Origin of the sequence: Sutcliffiella tianshenii (assembly GCF_016908565.1) — a bacterium.
Classification (GTDB): Bacteria; Bacillota; Bacilli; order Bacillales; family Bacillaceae_I; genus Sutcliffiella_A; species Sutcliffiella_A tianshenii.
Window position 1 is genome coordinate 477,653 of record NZ_JAFBED010000003.1, and the last position, 15,391, is coordinate 493,043.

Genomic DNA, 15,391 nt, shown 5'->3' on the forward strand with positions numbered 1-15,391 from the left:
AATTAATGATTGTGATAAAAAATGGTCTCCATATCAAGAAAAAGCTACTTCCTTCTACTCTATCTGAAAAATTGACAGAACTCGCTACTTTTAAAAACCCTGAATACTATAAAGCCCAGTCAAAAAGGATATCTACAGCTGGCATCCCACGAACGATAAACTGTACATCTAGCGATTCTGAACATTTGATTCTCCCTCGCGGATGTAAGGATGAACTCGTAGCTTTACTCAAAGATTCTGGCATTGAGGCTACATTTAAGGATGAAGTCTATGAGGGAGAAGCACTGGATGTTAATTTCAAAGGCAAGTTAACTTCTCAACAAGTAGATGCTGTTTCCCAGCTGACAGTGAATGATTGTGGTGTCCTATCTGCCACTACAGGCTTCGGCAAGACAGTTGTCGCTGCCGCCCTAATAGCTGAACGCAAAGTGAATACTCTAATTATTGTAGATAAGATTCAACTACAAGAACAATGGATTAATCAGCTAAATTCCTTTTTAAGTCTAGTTAAAGAGGATATTGGTGCGGTAGGCGGTGGGAAAAAGAAAATCACTGGAAAAATTGATGTCGTCACGCTCCAAAGCCTTAGTTTAAAAGGAGAAGTAAAAAGCTTCATTACACAATATGGTCAGATCATTGTAGATGAATGTCACCACATATCAGCCTATACTTTTGAAAATGTACTAAAACATGTACGTGCCAAATATGTATACGGACTGACAGCTACGCCAGTTAGAAAAGACGGCCTTCACCCGATTATCTTTATGCAATGCGGACCTGTTCGCTACAAAGTTGATGCCAGAAACCAAGCAAAGACAAGGCCATTTGTCCACAAGCTTATAATAAGAAATACTGGATTCACCTCAAAATCAGAACAGATCCAGGAATTATACCGCTTGTTGTCAAAGGATGAAAAAAGAAACCAACAACTATTCAATGATGTTTTAATGGCACTAGAAGCCGGACGTTCCCCACTCATCCTAACCGAAAGAATCGAGCATTTGGAACACCTGCAGGACATGTTCAAAGGATTTGCCAAAAATATCATAACACTCTCGGGTAAACTATCTAAAAAAGAGAGAATGAATGAGCTAAAAAGATTGGTAAACACACCTGACTCCGAAGAACGGCTTGTAATCGCTACCGGAAAATACATTGGAGAAGGCTTCGAGGACGCAAGGCTAGATACTCTTTTCCTAGCCATGCCGATATCATGGAAAGGTACCCTGCAGCAATATGTCGGACGCCTGCATCGATTGCATGACAATAAGCAGGAAGTACAGGTATATGATTATGTGGACAAGCGGGTTCCTATGCTTGAGAGGATGTTTGTAAAAAGACAGAGTGGATATAGGATGATGGGATATGTTATGGACGGGGAAAAGGAGAAAGGTAATGAGCAGATGAGGTTGTTTTGAGAAATTCACTAACTTCTTCTACTAAGAATTTCATAGGTTGAAAAATTTAGTAGGCTATCTAGCTAGATCACAATCATCTCGCTGGCGAACGGGGAGAGGGAGGCATTTGTCGGTTAGGATTTATAGATAAAGAAAGTCACCTTCCAAGAAAAAGGTGACTTTCTAATTTATAGGGATTAATTTTGTTAATTGAGGATTTCCATAGCCGTTACTCTTTGGATTTTGGTATTATATTTATTATTTATTGATAAAATTCATTTAGGAGCTGAATGCGATTTTTTACAATGCTCTTTAAGTCATGCTCGATTTTGGAAATATCCTCATATTCCAAATCCTCTTCAACAGTAACGATCTCAACTGGTGTTACTTTATTTGGAGAGAACGCAATTTTAAAAAGCGATAAATTTTTGCCATCCTTTTGATATACATTGAACTTCAACTGTCTCTTAGACCCAGATACGTTCTCTTGTATCTCAACTTTCTCATAATTTTGATTCTCAAGATAATATCCTTTTACTCTATTGAGAATTTCAGGAAGTTCTTTATTAATTTCAATTTTTTTAATGTAATCATCATAAGAGTAATTCAAACGTTGCGGAGCATATATATTTTCCAATTTATCATTCATCCACGGTCTGGAATGAAAATTGTTAGCGGTTTTTCTGGCTCTTTTCGGTTCCCTTTTCAATTTACTTTTATTTTTCAATCTCATTTTGAGGTCACCTTCTTTACTTCGAATTTAATTGGAAAATGATCTGAGTAGTTTATATTAGGGGCTCCATTTTTATTAAACAATTCTTTTTGTTCACCTTTTAAATTTGTATAGCCACTAATAATGGTGAAATAATCCATATTAAATACAGGAGGTAAAAAATTCTTGGTAACAATTACTTGGTCTAGCATATGAAACTGGACTCTATATTCAGAATCGGTTTTATAGTATGTTCCTTGAACTCTATTCCCAAAATGTCCATGTAAATGCCATGATGGATTAAAAAAGTAGGGATGTTTAAACAAGTATTTTTTTGCATACAACCTCAATATCGGTCTTCGCTTTGCTACAATTGGTGAAAATGAAGCATTGAACCCATCCATGGCAGTCATACCATGCTCAAATGGATCTAAATTAAAATCTCCAACAATGATAATATTTTTTGTGGAGTATTTATCAGCAATTTCCACTATTTCAGTTTTAACCTCTGCAGCTTTTTTATACAACTTTACTCCATTTGAATTGGGATATCTGGATTGTAGATGCACACCAACTACCAAGGTGTCCATATAATGAAAAAAGCTATATCTTTGTGAATGAAAAACTTGGATTGGCTTTTGACCTTGAGATAACTTATGAAAAACCGCTAATTTCGATCCAATTGTTGACCCATTTACATAAGTTGAACTTATTTTATTCAATTCTGAATATATATTCAAGCGAGCTTGTTCATTACATTCTGCTAAAAGGATTACATCAAAACTATCTCTTTCGGTTAATTCTTTTATTGCCTCTATTCCAGGTTTATAATCCTTATTTCTAGTATTTCCACCTAAATTCCAAAACAATACTTTTAATTCAATCATAAATCTCCCACTTACCCTTTTTTCTATTTATACCATTATAACTGAATATTAGAAATTTATCAGGAGAATAGCTTATTCTTTTTCTAACTTTCATCATTCTCTTAACAATTATAGACTAGGATGACTTTTCATAATTTTTCTTTTAGAATAATGCATAACCGAAGAGACACAGAAAACTTTTAAGTGAGGCGGAAACTGTTAATGAACGTTAAATTATCAGATATCAAAAAAGAATTAAAGGATCTTTCACAAAAGGAATTAATCGCTATCATTAGTGAACTGTACAAGAATAGTAAGGAAGTAAAAGAATACTTTGCTGTTAAATATGGTGGGGATGAGGCTTTAAAGGAGTTGTTTGAAGCAGCTGCCAAGAAAATAATGCATGAGTTTTTTCCTAGTAGAGGCCATGGTAGATTGAGACTTGGTGTTGCCAGAAAAGCTATCCAGGACTATAAAAAAATTACTAATGATGAAGATGGAACACTTGCTTTAAGGATTATTTATGTAGAGTATGGAACTGAATTTACGAATACTTATGGAGATATTCATGAACAGTTTTATGAGAGTATGCTTACTATGTTCCAAGCAGTGGTAATTGAATGCAGCATTAATGAATTTCTTCTTAATAAATATAATGCTAGACTACTTGAAATCCTAGATCAGTCAAAAGATACAGGGTGGGATTATCATGAATGCTTGTGTGATATTTATTATAGCCACATCGAAGTAGACGATGAGGATGAATAACAGGAGCGGTGAGTGTGGGGAAGCGCAATAGAAAAAGCGGTAATAAAGGTTCTGTTTTATCCAGAGAAAAGCAATCCGCATCTGACAAAGCAAGAAATTATTATTTTAAAGCATTAAAAAGATGCTCCCCCCTGTACTTTGAAACTAATAGTTATTTTGTGTTCCAATTCCAAGGAGATTTTTATATCACTAAAGGTGAAATAGGTTCATCAACTATCTTCATTTATAAAGAAGAACATATAGCTAATTTCACCATTGCCACGAATGTTCCTGAAACTTCGGAGTTTTATGATGCGTTGTACAAAAGATATTATCATAAGTTAGATGACTCTATGGGCAACAATCCTCCAGATCTTGGCCATGATTTCCTTATTCAAGAGTTTGAGCACTTGGAATTACCAATAGAAATGATGCCCTATCAAGCAGAGAAGGAAAAAAAGCTTTTTCTAATTGCTTTAAAGTTTGAGTTACAATGGGGTAACCATTTGACTGAATCTCCCCTCCTCTATTAATATGGGGTTTAATTTCAACAATGGAAGTGAACTATTTGCCTGGCAGTTGCCTCATGGGTTTGAAGGAATTTTATAAAGATGTAACCTGATGTTATGTTTACGGTAGCGGGACGGGTGAATACCCTTGATGGTGAGTATGATAGCTATACCGAATGTGTCTTCTAAATATAAATTCAGCTGTTGCCCTTTGTCCACCTAACAAAAAAACAGGTAGAAATATTAACCTCTACTTGTTTCCTGATTAATTTCTATTTAATCCAGGCGCTTCTATACCCTTAGTATCACGCTGACTCTCGATAAAGCAGGTGATCTAAATTTGATTTCTTCAACAAATCTGTATCACTTACGGTGACTTTGGCTTCAAACTGTACTTCTCCCACCATTGTGGTGAAAAAGCGGGACGTACTTTCCGGACAAGTAATGTAAGTGGTACATCGCGCTTTAGCAAGGCGTGCAAAGCTTGATTATAAATTCCAGGTACATAGCCTAAATGCATGTCATTGGATGTTAATATTTTTACTGCAAATGGGTCTGCATTATTCTTGGGTTCTAACTCCAGATGCAAAACATCTCCTGGTGCCACTTCATACATCCATGAATCTCGGATAGATTCGCGGTGGCGCATACCATTCACATAAAACGTGGCACGTAATGTTTCCTCGTTTAACCGTAACGGTTGTTCGAATGTATAAGGATCATTAGCCAATGCACCACGGGTAGCCTGCAGAATATCCATACGATCTGCACGATCGGACAAATTAAATTCCTGAATAAAATCTTCATATCCAATTCGTGACCGGTCTGGGATGCGACGATTAAAGGATTCAAACAGATGGTCCGACTTATAAATCTTATCCAATATTGGAAAAGCAGGAAGATGAGAATATCCACTTTCGATTGCTGCCTATACATTTCGAGTAGAGTCACTTTTGAATGAATATTCAAAAGTGTATATGACTCCATCAAAAGACAAGGTTCCGATATGATAATACGTATCATTTTTCTTGTTTTTCCAAACTAATAAAAGTGATTTTATAGTTTTCAAAGATTTACTCTCCTTTCAGTTTTTCTATTATTTGTTGTCTGTAAGATATATATTGAACGAGAAACTTTTTTCTCACCTCTGAAATTATTGGTAAACTTTCACAGTACTGCTTGAAATAGCTACTATCAAACTCTACAATTTTTCTTTGAAATTTTTGCAGTATGTTTGGTTCGGTTCTCAGAGATCCATAAATTTCCAAAGCGGTTGTCTAATTAAGTCTTCAAATTTCTAATCTGAATATATCACAATAAAAAGATATCACCTTATGTTTTAAGATGATACCCATTATTTTAGTCAATGTTTTTTGCGTTTTTTACACACTTTACTAATGTGTCATATTCAGGTGTTCTTGTTAATAATCTCTTGTTGATACCAATTAAGTCATTTAATATTGGTGTTGAGCCGTCCGTTCCTAATTGTTCCCACTTTAAGAATGAGTTAATATCCCCTCTAAACTTAGGTTCTTTTGTATAGGAATTATCTCCTTGCATTGCCATATACTCATCAATTATCTCTATGGCACTGCTCTGTAAATCTTTAAAAGCATTCATGTTTTCTGCCTTATTTAAGTTGATAATGCATTTAGAATAATAATGCTTATCATTATAGTATTCACTTAATTCAGCTTTTAATATTACATGTTTTAATAGTTCTATGAACACCATAAAGTATAGGTATCTAGTTTGCCCTCTTGATTGTTTTTCTGCACCTTTACCAAATTTAAACTTTTCTGCTTGTTTACTCACTAAATAGGCTGCATATAAATCATTCAAAGAGAAATCGGTGTCATTGACAATTTTGTTAAAGATAGAACCACCTGGTGAGAACGGTGGATTTTTCCCAAACGCTAAGCCAGCTTCTCCTAACCAACCTGCTGAGTATACTTTAATCAAATCAAAGGCATTTACATTTTCAGTAAAAAAAGGTTTTGCTAGTGGATTTTGTTTTTGGTAAGCTTTCCTAGATTCCCAGCCACCCCTTTGAATCTCTAAGAAGATATTATACTTAGATGCCATTTGGTCTGCCCAATTTCTGAAATCTTTTTCTAATGCTAAGAAATCCTTTTCAGTTACAGCATTTTGACTGTTTGTATATCTGGTTGTTTCATATAATAAATCTTCTCCTTGAGACCCAACCTTTACTACCTTTAATACCACAATTCCTTTTTCTAGTTTTTTCTTGTAATTTTCTAACTCCTCACTATATCCTGTACCACCACTTTCAAGTTTCTTTACCAAAACACTCCATATCGATTTTGTTGTTTGACATCCATTTACGATAAATGGTTCCTTAAGTTTAAAGACCCCATCATTTTCATCAAAATCGTTTACTACTATGGTAATTCCATTGTTATACAACCCAAATCTCTCAGGTTTTTCTAATAAGGTCTTTTCAATTCCCCTGTTGACCTTTCGCTTATTACCTAAAAATTTCCGAACATTCTTTTCATAAATTAAATCTAAATCTCCTGATACCATTTTGTAGTCTTTAAGGAAGTTAAATAAATCTATTAACTTTACTGAACCAACAAGTAATTCATCACCTGAAGGAACTAGATTTCCTACTAGATTAACACCTAACTTCTCTTCTTTATTTTCTTCATGCTCAGTTAATCTATTATAGATAGTTTCTATACAAACTGTCTCTACATCAAATATTTGACCGATTTTATTCTTACCTAATATTTTTATATCCTCTAATGCTCTTTTGTCCTCAATCGACATTGAATCAACTGTTGCAAAAACAAAAATTAACTTGTCTTTTTCAGATGAATTAGCTATAAATGTTTTTAATCTATCTGTAACATCAGAAGAAAGAGAAGACAGACTTGTTCTATGTCCCTCCATTGTATCAAAGAACTTCTTTCCTTCACCTAACAAGGTGTGCGTGCCCTGAAAAGCCGAACCATACTTACTTTGAACTATATACCAAGTATCCCCTTCGTTCTCTTCGTCACTATTTTGCCCCTTATGTAAATATGCAATATCTATACCACCATCACCTGTTCCATCACAAAAAATAATATCATCTGAATATGTATCTAGTTCTAGCCATTGAGAAATTATTTTCTGGGCGAACCTATTCCCTAAGGTAACTGTCGATGGTGTACCTTCGGTTACATCCATTAACCATTCATTTTTAAAGTCCTCTAAACTGATTTTTGAAATTAAGTGTATTGGTTGCACCTTAAATCCCTCCTATCATTAATAATTGCTCTCTATCCTTTTCTCCATTTGGGCATAATATCCTGCACAATATTTGTAATTTATTGTTAATAACGTTTAAAAAAAGAGAGAGAATGCATCCTAGCTATAATCATCAAATCGCCCCTTTTCATTAAAATATTTTGTAAAATGGGGTGGAGGTACCTCGACCCATCTGTGCTTCAAAGAATAAACGGGTCGTTTCACCTGTCCCCTCAACCCTGACTAACTAATCTGATTCACGAAATTCCGGTAAAATTCGAGGCGTCACTGTGACGTGAATTGAAAAGCAACCCGTGGGTGAGAGGGTGGTTTTCTCTGCGGTTCAAACCTTTGTTACTAACCTTACCCCAAAGGGCTCTTCTAAGTGGTTACGTCCTTACATCTTTATGTTACCCTCATTTTTCTGTCAATTCTAAATATTCAGCATTATGATATAATGGATATTATTTTGAAGGGAGATGAATTAGTGGAAAAACAAGAATTTCTAGATCAATTAAAAGAGTTAGCCAAGATTCAGGGGACTCCCGGACAGGAAATGAAGGTTGTTAAGGTATTAGCAGATTGGTTTAACGAGTTTGCTGATGAGGTAGAAGTGGATCACATGGGGAATATCTATGCTTATTTACATGGAGCAAATCCAGGGCCAACTGTGATGGTTTCTGCACATTCCGATGAAATTGGCCTTGTTGTCCGTGATATAGATGAAAGGGGCTTTATTCGGGTGGAGCGGACAGGTGGTGTGATTGAATCGCTCCTGATTGGCCGAAAAGTTAACGTAAATGGTCACTTTGGAGTAGTCGGTGTTAAAGCCGGTCACTTGCAAACACCGGAAGAAAGAAAAACAATCCCTTCTATTTATGAGTTATATATTGATGTAGGTGCGGGTTCTAAAGCAGAGGTTCGAGAAATGGGCATTGAAATCGGTGACCCCATTACATATATTAGTGAAATTGAACAATTTTCTAATCCAGATTTAATATGCGGAAAAGCCATAGATAACCGTTCATGCTGTGTACTATTACTTCAGCTATTTAAATCTCTATATGAGGAGAAAAATTTTTCCGGTACTTTGGTTGGTGTGATCGCCGTTCAAGAGGAAGTAGGATTACGTGGCGCGAAGGTTGCGACCTATAAAGTTAACCCGGATTTTGCGATTGTGCTGGATACCATTCCTTGTGCAGATACGCCTGATAGCTTAAATAGCGGCTATCCTGTAGGAATTGGAAGAGGGCCCGTATTCCCTGCCCTGGCTGGTGGCTCTGTTCGTGGAAATATTATGTCTCCATCGTTTAAGAAGCTCTTAACGAAGTATGCCAATGAATTAGATATTCCCTATCAACTAGCTGTTATGACAGGAGCTACCACTGATTTGGCAGCCGTTCATCTAGAACGAGAAGGAGTGCTCGCTGGTGCAGTAACATTTGCACGCCGCTATTCCCATTCTCCAGTTGAAGTTGCGCACCTACGTGACTTCGAGCAAGGCTTTACATTACTTCATAAATTGATCAGTGATGTAGGGAATTGGGGAGAGATGAAATTTATTTAATCATTTGAATGTCTTGCTTTTTAAGCAAAGCCGGATCCTCCTTTGAACTACCAAAACGATTGTCACAGTGACGTCGCAGAGAGATTGGAAATTGAGTAATCTAAGTATTCAAAAACAGCAACTGAACGAATTCAGTTGCTGTTTTTTTATGCAATTAAGTTGCCTGGGAGCAGCCGGAACCGTCCCTAGTGCTTCCACAATTCAGATCGGAAATAATTTCACTCTATTTTAAGAACAACCTTCCCCTTTGTCCGTCCACTATCAACATGCCTATGAGCCTCTGCAATTTCATTTAAAGTAAAGCACTTTTCAATTACAGGTCTTAATATTCCTTCTTCCATAAGCGCTCGTAAAAGGTCCAAATCACTGCCGTTTGGCTTTGCAAGATGAATCTTAGCCTTCTTACTACCTATGACAGAGCCCATCATTAGTTGAATTGGATGATACTTGGGGTAGAGTGGATGTTCTGTTATATAAATTCCCTTTTCTGTTAGAGAGCGCAAGCAACTGAAAAAGGTCCTCTTTCCGACAGCATCAAGTATTACAGTGTATTTTTTTCCGTTGTGAGCAAAATCCTCTTGGGTATAATCAATGACATGGTGAGCCCCTAGATCTCTAACCCACCCAATATTCGATGTACTACAAACGGCTGTGACTTCAGCCCCGTAGTATCTGGCAAGCTGAACAGCAAAGTGTCCCACTCCCCCCGATGCACCATAGATTAACACTTTATCGCCAGCTTTTATCTGTGCGACATCCCGCAATGCTTGTAAAGCTGTCTGAGCGGCACATGGTATTGCAGCTGCCTCCTCAAAAGTTGAGTTGTTTGGCATAAGGGCAATAACATCTTGCCTTGGGCAGACATATTCAGCATGTGAGCCGACACAACTTCCAAAAACAGAATCGCCAACCTTGAATTTCGTTACATTTTCACCTATGGCTTCCACTGTACCCGCAACGTCTATTCCCAGAATCTGCGTTTTTGGTTTTGTAAGTCCATTCTCTATTCTGGTAGGTAAATACCCTTTTCGAAATAGATTGTCATATTGATTTACCGAGGCGGAGACCACCCTAATTAATACTCTATCTTCATCTTTGATGAACGGCTTATCAACTTCACTGATCTCCATTACTTCAGGGGAACCATAGGATTTATAAGTGGCTGCTTTCAAAAGTTTAACCTCCTAGTAATGATCGAATTGTTAGTTACTTATAAACATCGACAATTAACTTGAACCTGCCTGAAAGCAGAAGGATGGTCCTCAATGCCTCTTTACAATAATTCCTGGCTATCTCCTTTTTTATCAATTAACTATCCGCCTTAGTGGTAAGTACTATGCTTATAAAAGTACATTATGCTGTACGAATCACTCATGATTAAGTTTCACTTACGCCAATATTAAGTTCCATTTATGAAACCTGATTTCAGCTTGGGAAACAGCCGGAACCACCACTGTTAAGAAAACCTTGAAAGCATTTGGCAATCGGGGCTTGTTAGACTAATTTTTTCACTTCTTCAACCCATCAATCAAAGACATCATCAGGTAGATGTTCGCCATCATTTGAATGCTATAAAAAAATTAAAAAATCAAAAACATACATTTTAGGTTCATATCAATATATAAAAATTTCATCCGCTATATTCTCGACATACCAAATAGCCACGATATCTATTTGTAATACTTAAAAGTAATCCTCAATACCTTCACTTACTAATATCCATCGTATATGGTCCTCCATTTCTGTATTATTTCCCCCTATTCTCACTTACATCAGTTTATCCTCTTCTCTTTTTCTCAGCATGATTAACTCCAGCTCCCTTTTAGAATCAGGATGCAAAACGAGCTTATCGGTAAGATCTAATTTTGATTGTTTCACCTTTCTCCCCCACTTCCTGGAGAATGAACGCCAATCACATACCATTTCAATTAAGTATTTTCTAGGCATCGGCAAGGCAGTTTTATTTTGAGGATCTACAACCCAGTACTCTGCATGATGCTTATTTTTATTTTGGTGGTGTAGCCAAGCGTATTTCCATATCATTTCATCTTCAGCACTCAGTTCTCCATCCGAGAAGAATTTTTTAGCATAAGGAAAAAATTCTTTAGGGGAAAATTTCGATATATCATGAGTTATCCCTTGGATGTATAACCCTTCCTTCCAACATTCTACTAAAACATTCAATTTGTGATTAAGGATATAAAGGAAATTCCTCCAACATGCTTTCAACATAAACATTCTCCCCCTTCATTGTTTGGTTTCTTTATACAAATAAAAAAATCCCACCCCCAAGACATTAAATGTCTTGGGGACGAGATTATTTATCGTGGTGCCACCCCAGTTTGTTAATATGTCACCATATTAACCTCTTCAGGTACAGTTACTTATACCCTAGCTCTAAAACAGGAGCTCCTGTCACAATATCCCTTCAATTAAGTTCCATTGTGCTGCTTAGAGGCTTGGTTCAATAAAACATACTTACTCCTTTTCAGCATCCGGAGCTCTCTGTAAAGAATTAATTTTATCTACTCTTCTCTTCATCGCAATTATAATTTTTAGTTTTTTATATAGTATCAATGTAGAGATTTGTTGTAAAGGCATAATTTTCTGTATTCTTAGCTATTCATTATGGTCCGAAAAATAAGCTCTGAACCTTGTTACAGGATTGCGCCCGTTAGTTAAATACTTAAATATATCAATTAATAGTTTCCATTTGATTTACTATTTTATCCACTATTCTCTCTATCAGTACACTTAACTCTTCTTCTGTATTAAGAATAAACCAATCCTGTCTTCTTGCAGCTTTCTCAAACCTTTTAGTAGATTCTATCTGATCTTGAATATTACTAATTACGAGACTTCTTAATCCATCTGCTCTAGTTATTGCACGGTTTAATGAAACTTCAGGATTACAAACAGTAGCAACAATTATGTCTGGCTGAATAACATTGTTCTCTAAATTTATTAATAGACATTCTTCGAAATTATGAAAAATACGAAAAACTGCATCGGATGGGAACCATCGATCAATAAGAATGATATCTGCACAACTTTCTTTTACATATTTATTTCCGATTTCCTGACGTCCTCTGGCTAGTAATTCTAATAAATTTGCTTCAACCTTTTTATTCATACTATTTTTATTTAACCTGAGTAACTCTTTACTTTTCTCACGAAAGGGATCAAGTTCTTTTTCCACCAACACTTCAATAGAAAATTCCTTACCAAGCTTGTCAGTTACACCATTAATTAAAGAAGATTTCCCAGTCCCTTTTGGACCATCAAACGAAATAAACAAGGGCTTTTTCATCAATTCATTACCTCTATAGGTTGAGATAGTAATGATTTGTCTCTATATATCATAAAGCCGAGAAGACCTTTTTTATAAGCTAAGTTTATCCAACTTTCAATATCCTCTACAGTGGTTGAAAAGGAACAATTTATTGTCTTGCTAATACCTCCATCAATATGTTTTTGAAATGCTGCTTGAACTTCAATGTGTTCTTCGGGCTTAATTTCTAGAGCTTTAGGGAAAAGCTCCGCAATTTCATATCCAAAGATATCGTAGAGTTCTTTCCCATTTATCAAATCATTCTTTACTTTCTCAGGATCTAATTCTTTCATTACTGCATAATGAGCAATTACTGGATCTAGTATAAACATCTCATCATTCATGATGTTTTGTTTAGTAACATAGCCATTTATCGGCTCAATCCCGCTGCTAGTATGCACGAGTAATGAAAGGGTGGAAGTTTGAGCAATCGCAACTAATAAAGCGTTCCTCTTTTTATATGAATCCTTAGGATGGAGAGCTGGATAACTTCCTCGTTTCTCTGAAAGTCTTGAGGACTCTTCGTTAGCCGCATCCATCAGCAACTTACTAATCTTCTCTGCAATTTGTACAGACTCCATTGATCCATACCGAATCCCTAATAGAGCAAGCAAATGCGCATAGCCCATTAACCCTATACCTATTTTTCTAGTTGAAAGAGTATTCCTTTGCAATTGGGGAGAGGCATGGTCATGTATATCGTGCATACCGTCAAGGAAACGGACTCCTGTTTTCACGACACACGCAAATTTCTCCTCGTCAAAACTATAGCCATTTCTTGTTTGCTTTAGGAATTTCACCAAATTAATCGATCCTAATAACCCTGATTCATCTGCAGCAAGGGGGGACTCCCCACAAACATTAGCAGCAAAGGGTGTATCCTCCTCAAGCGATACATTTGGAATTTTATCAACAAAAAGAATAGCCGGTTGACCAGTTTTATGAACCGATTCCGCAACCATTCTTAATCTCTCTAAAGCCCAAGGGTCCTTTGAGTTGTATTTCTCCATAAAAGTTTCAGAGATACCAATATTTAAATTTGTAACTTTTGTATGTCCTGCTTCATCTAAAATCGCCTTCATACCAGGATTTTCTATTGAAATGGTTACAGCATTTGAAGCCGGTCTTGGTCTTCCAGCTTGATGATTAACTGTATCCTCATCAAACACTTTAATAAAATTTTGAATCTTAGAGGACTCTTTGATGTGTTCTAATGAATAGCCTATGCCACCCATCCCATCATGTACTTGCCTTGCGACTTGTAAAAAATCATCTATAGGCTTTCGAGCATCTAGAGAATAACATGCGAAGATTTTTCGTTTTTTTTCTGATATATTCACCATCAATGGGCTATTAGGTAGAAATTCAGAAGCCTCCAGAACTTGACGAATTTCTATCAGATATGCTTCTTTATCTTTTTCACTGTATAATTCTTCGGCTTGATTGGCTGCATCTACGATTCTATTAATAAGACCTTTCCAACCTTCGGTTAGGTGACGATGCAATATCCTTTCACTTAATTTCGGAAAAAAAGGACTATTTTCTGGTGTTGCAAGTGAGTCTATAGAATTCATGATTTTGTTCCTCCGATTAATCTTTTACCATACTATTTAGTAATTCTTTATCTGGATAACCTGAAATGGTAATGACCCCGTCTTCGTCTATTTCGACTTCACAATAATTTGCATCGTCGAGCTGATAGTGTGCATATCTGTCCGTGTTAAAAATAACCTTTTGATTACTGGAACCGCGCCATTGCAGGTGGGTATTACGTAATTGGATGTCATATCTACCACATACAATGATATCTGCTAAATCCAGCAGTTCCTTTTCTTCTTGTTTTTTCAGTTCATCCAATTCAAATCCTGTATACAAAAAGATGGAAAGTCCCATAGCCTTTACTGTCTTACAAAGTCTCAGTAGATCCATAGCTTGGTGCATAGGCTCTCCGCCTAACAGGGTGATACCCTCTATATCTGCAGTCGATTGAATATCGTTCAACAAAAAATCGACGGAGATCATGCTTTTTTCTTCTGCGGACCACATATTGGTATTCCAACAACCAACACAACCTAATGTACACCCTTGTACCCATATTACATAACGATTTCCCGGTCCGTAAATAGTGCTTGTTCTTTCCACATCATGGATATTTAACATCGTATTAAATCGTTCCTTTTAATAAATTCTTTTGACAAGTTCAAGTTTCAGTTTTCCATTTACCTGTTTTTCTTTTACCTTATAACCCATTGCTTTTGCCTTATCATATACCTTTTTTTTCTGAGATTCTACATACTGACGTTTTTCTTCATCAATTCTTGATCGCCTTGCCTGTTCTTGAGAAACCATTTCCACATCAAGATGAACCTGCTCCACTGAATCAACAACTGGTTGATTTTTCTCAACTTGCTCTTGATACCGCTTGCGGATTTCCTCTTGTTCACTACGGATGCGATTTTTCAATTCCTGCTTTTGTTCTTTCTCTTCTTGCTCAGCTTGTAAACGTAATTGATTTATTTTCTTCTGAAGGACTTTTTTCTTGTGAGATTCATTTACTGTTCTATATGCTTCTGTTAACCGATTTTGATACCCTATTGTTATTTCATCACTATCACCAATTAAAACGTACCGTCCACCACCTATACGAATCAACTTTGCATCATAGAAGGAGTTTGATTTTGATAGTATGTGAATGATGTGCCCTTCTTCTTTTATTGTTTCACCCATTCTTTGCAAGGCTTCCAATACCAATTCTTTGCTTATTAAAGGGAGGACCGTTTTTACCCTAGCGCTCATTTACTTCACCTTCTGTTACTAATTTTTGTCGTGCGATTATTTGAACTTGTCTGATAATATTCACCAGTTTTATCAACAGATTCAATTTCGGCAAGATCCTTCAACAATAGTTCAAGCTCGGTGAGACACGCCTCTCCTTTTATTCCATGTGTTTCTGCTACTATTTCCCCATCTTCAGAAAATTCGATTACAACCTTTACTTCCCTCAATT

The 15,391-nt window shown here is 36.3% G+C and carries 15 protein-coding genes and 1 other annotated feature; of the genes, 4 read left to right on the forward strand and 11 right to left on the reverse strand.

The annotated features are described in order from the left end of the window. Nucleotides 1-11 precede the first annotated feature (11 nt). The gene (locus JOC95_RS21385; protein ID WP_338083077.1) at nt 12-1,418 is read left to right on the forward strand and encodes a DEAD/DEAH box helicase family protein; all 1,407 of its coding nucleotides are present in this window, start codon (nt 12-14) and stop codon (nt 1,416-1,418) included. Between the two features lie 241 nt (nt 1,419-1,659). Here JOC95_RS21385 and JOC95_RS09285 read toward each other — a convergent pair whose 3' ends face one another. Continuing rightward, nucleotides 1,660-2,130, reverse strand: a complete 471-nt coding sequence (locus JOC95_RS09285; RefSeq protein ID WP_204415409.1) for a hypothetical protein — start codon at nt 2,128-2,130, stop codon at nt 1,660-1,662. Then, nucleotides 2,127-2,996, reverse strand: a complete 870-nt coding sequence (locus JOC95_RS09290) for an endonuclease/exonuclease/phosphatase family protein (protein WP_204415411.1) — start codon at nt 2,994-2,996, stop codon at nt 2,127-2,129. The genes JOC95_RS09285 and JOC95_RS09290 overlap by 4 nt, the downstream gene beginning before the upstream one ends. Before the next feature lie 201 nt (nt 2,997-3,197). Here JOC95_RS09290 and JOC95_RS09295 point away from each other — a divergent pair, with 201 nt between their 5' ends. Then, nucleotides 3,198-3,743: a DUF6155 family protein gene (locus JOC95_RS09295; RefSeq protein WP_204415413.1), complete on the forward strand. Its 546-nt coding sequence runs from the start codon at nt 3,198-3,200 to the stop codon at nt 3,741-3,743. A 14-nt stretch (nt 3,744-3,757) separates the two neighbouring features. Beyond that, complete coding sequence (locus tag JOC95_RS09300; protein ID WP_204415415.1) at nt 3,758-4,255, forward strand: hypothetical protein; 498 nt, start codon at nt 3,758-3,760, stop codon at nt 4,253-4,255. 343 nt (nt 4,256-4,598) lie between these two features. Here JOC95_RS09300 and JOC95_RS09305 read toward each other — a convergent pair whose 3' ends face one another. Together JOC95_RS09305 and JOC95_RS21610 are read right to left on the reverse strand one after the other, a co-directional pair. Then, nucleotides 4,599-5,114, reverse strand: coding sequence for an HIRAN domain-containing protein (locus JOC95_RS09305; protein WP_204415417.1), 516 nt, complete (start codon nt 5,112-5,114; stop codon nt 4,599-4,601). Between the two features lie 476 nt (nt 5,115-5,590). Then, nucleotides 5,591-7,486: an AIPR family protein gene (locus tag JOC95_RS21610; RefSeq protein ID WP_204415419.1), complete on the reverse strand. Its 1,896-nt coding sequence runs from the start codon at nt 7,484-7,486 to the stop codon at nt 5,591-5,593. Between the two features lie 487 nt (nt 7,487-7,973). On the opposite strand from JOC95_RS21610, the gene JOC95_RS09315 reads away from it, so the two are divergent. Then, the gene (locus JOC95_RS09315; protein ID WP_204415421.1) at nt 7,974-9,053 is read left to right on the forward strand and encodes a M42 family peptidase; all 1,080 of its coding nucleotides are present in this window, start codon (nt 7,974-7,976) and stop codon (nt 9,051-9,053) included. Nucleotides 9,054-9,271: 218 nt separating this feature from the next. Here the strand turns inward: JOC95_RS09315 and JOC95_RS09320 are convergent, their stop codons facing one another. The 7 genes from JOC95_RS09320 to JOC95_RS09350 form a co-directional block, all read right to left on the reverse strand. Further along, nucleotides 9,272-10,225 (reverse strand): NAD(P)-dependent alcohol dehydrogenase, encoded by a 954-nt coding sequence (locus JOC95_RS09320; RefSeq protein WP_204415423.1) that lies wholly within the window; start codon nt 10,223-10,225, stop codon nt 9,272-9,274. A 595-nt stretch (nt 10,226-10,820) separates the two neighbouring features. Continuing rightward, nucleotides 10,821-11,285, reverse strand: a complete 465-nt coding sequence (locus JOC95_RS09325) for a DUF5662 family protein (protein WP_204415425.1) — start codon at nt 11,283-11,285, stop codon at nt 10,821-10,823. Nucleotides 11,286-11,357: 72 nt separating this feature from the next. Then, nucleotides 11,358-11,603 (reverse strand) — a binding site (T-box leader). A 145-nt stretch (nt 11,604-11,748) separates the two neighbouring features. After that, on the reverse strand, nt 11,749-12,363 hold the full coding sequence (locus JOC95_RS09330; RefSeq protein ID WP_204415427.1) for a nucleoside/nucleotide kinase family protein: 615 nt from the start codon (nt 12,361-12,363) through the stop codon (nt 11,749-11,751). Further along, nucleotides 12,363-13,958 (reverse strand): hypothetical protein, encoded by a 1,596-nt coding sequence (locus JOC95_RS09335; RefSeq protein ID WP_204415428.1) that lies wholly within the window; start codon nt 13,956-13,958, stop codon nt 12,363-12,365. The genes JOC95_RS09330 and JOC95_RS09335 overlap by 1 nt, the downstream gene beginning before the upstream one ends. 16 nt (nt 13,959-13,974) lie before the next feature. After that, a complete protein-coding gene (nrdG, locus tag JOC95_RS09340; RefSeq protein ID WP_204415429.1) occupies nt 13,975-14,544 on the reverse strand; it encodes an anaerobic ribonucleoside-triphosphate reductase activating protein in 570 nt (189 codons plus the stop codon). 18 nt (nt 14,545-14,562) lie between these two features. Continuing rightward, complete coding sequence (locus JOC95_RS09345; RefSeq protein WP_204415430.1) at nt 14,563-15,180, reverse strand: hypothetical protein; 618 nt, start codon at nt 15,178-15,180, stop codon at nt 14,563-14,565. A 5-nt stretch (nt 15,181-15,185) separates the two neighbouring features. Beyond that, nucleotides 15,186-15,389, reverse strand: a complete 204-nt coding sequence (locus tag JOC95_RS09350; protein WP_204415431.1) for a DUF2997 domain-containing protein — start codon at nt 15,387-15,389, stop codon at nt 15,186-15,188. Nucleotides 15,390-15,391 lie beyond the last annotated feature (2 nt).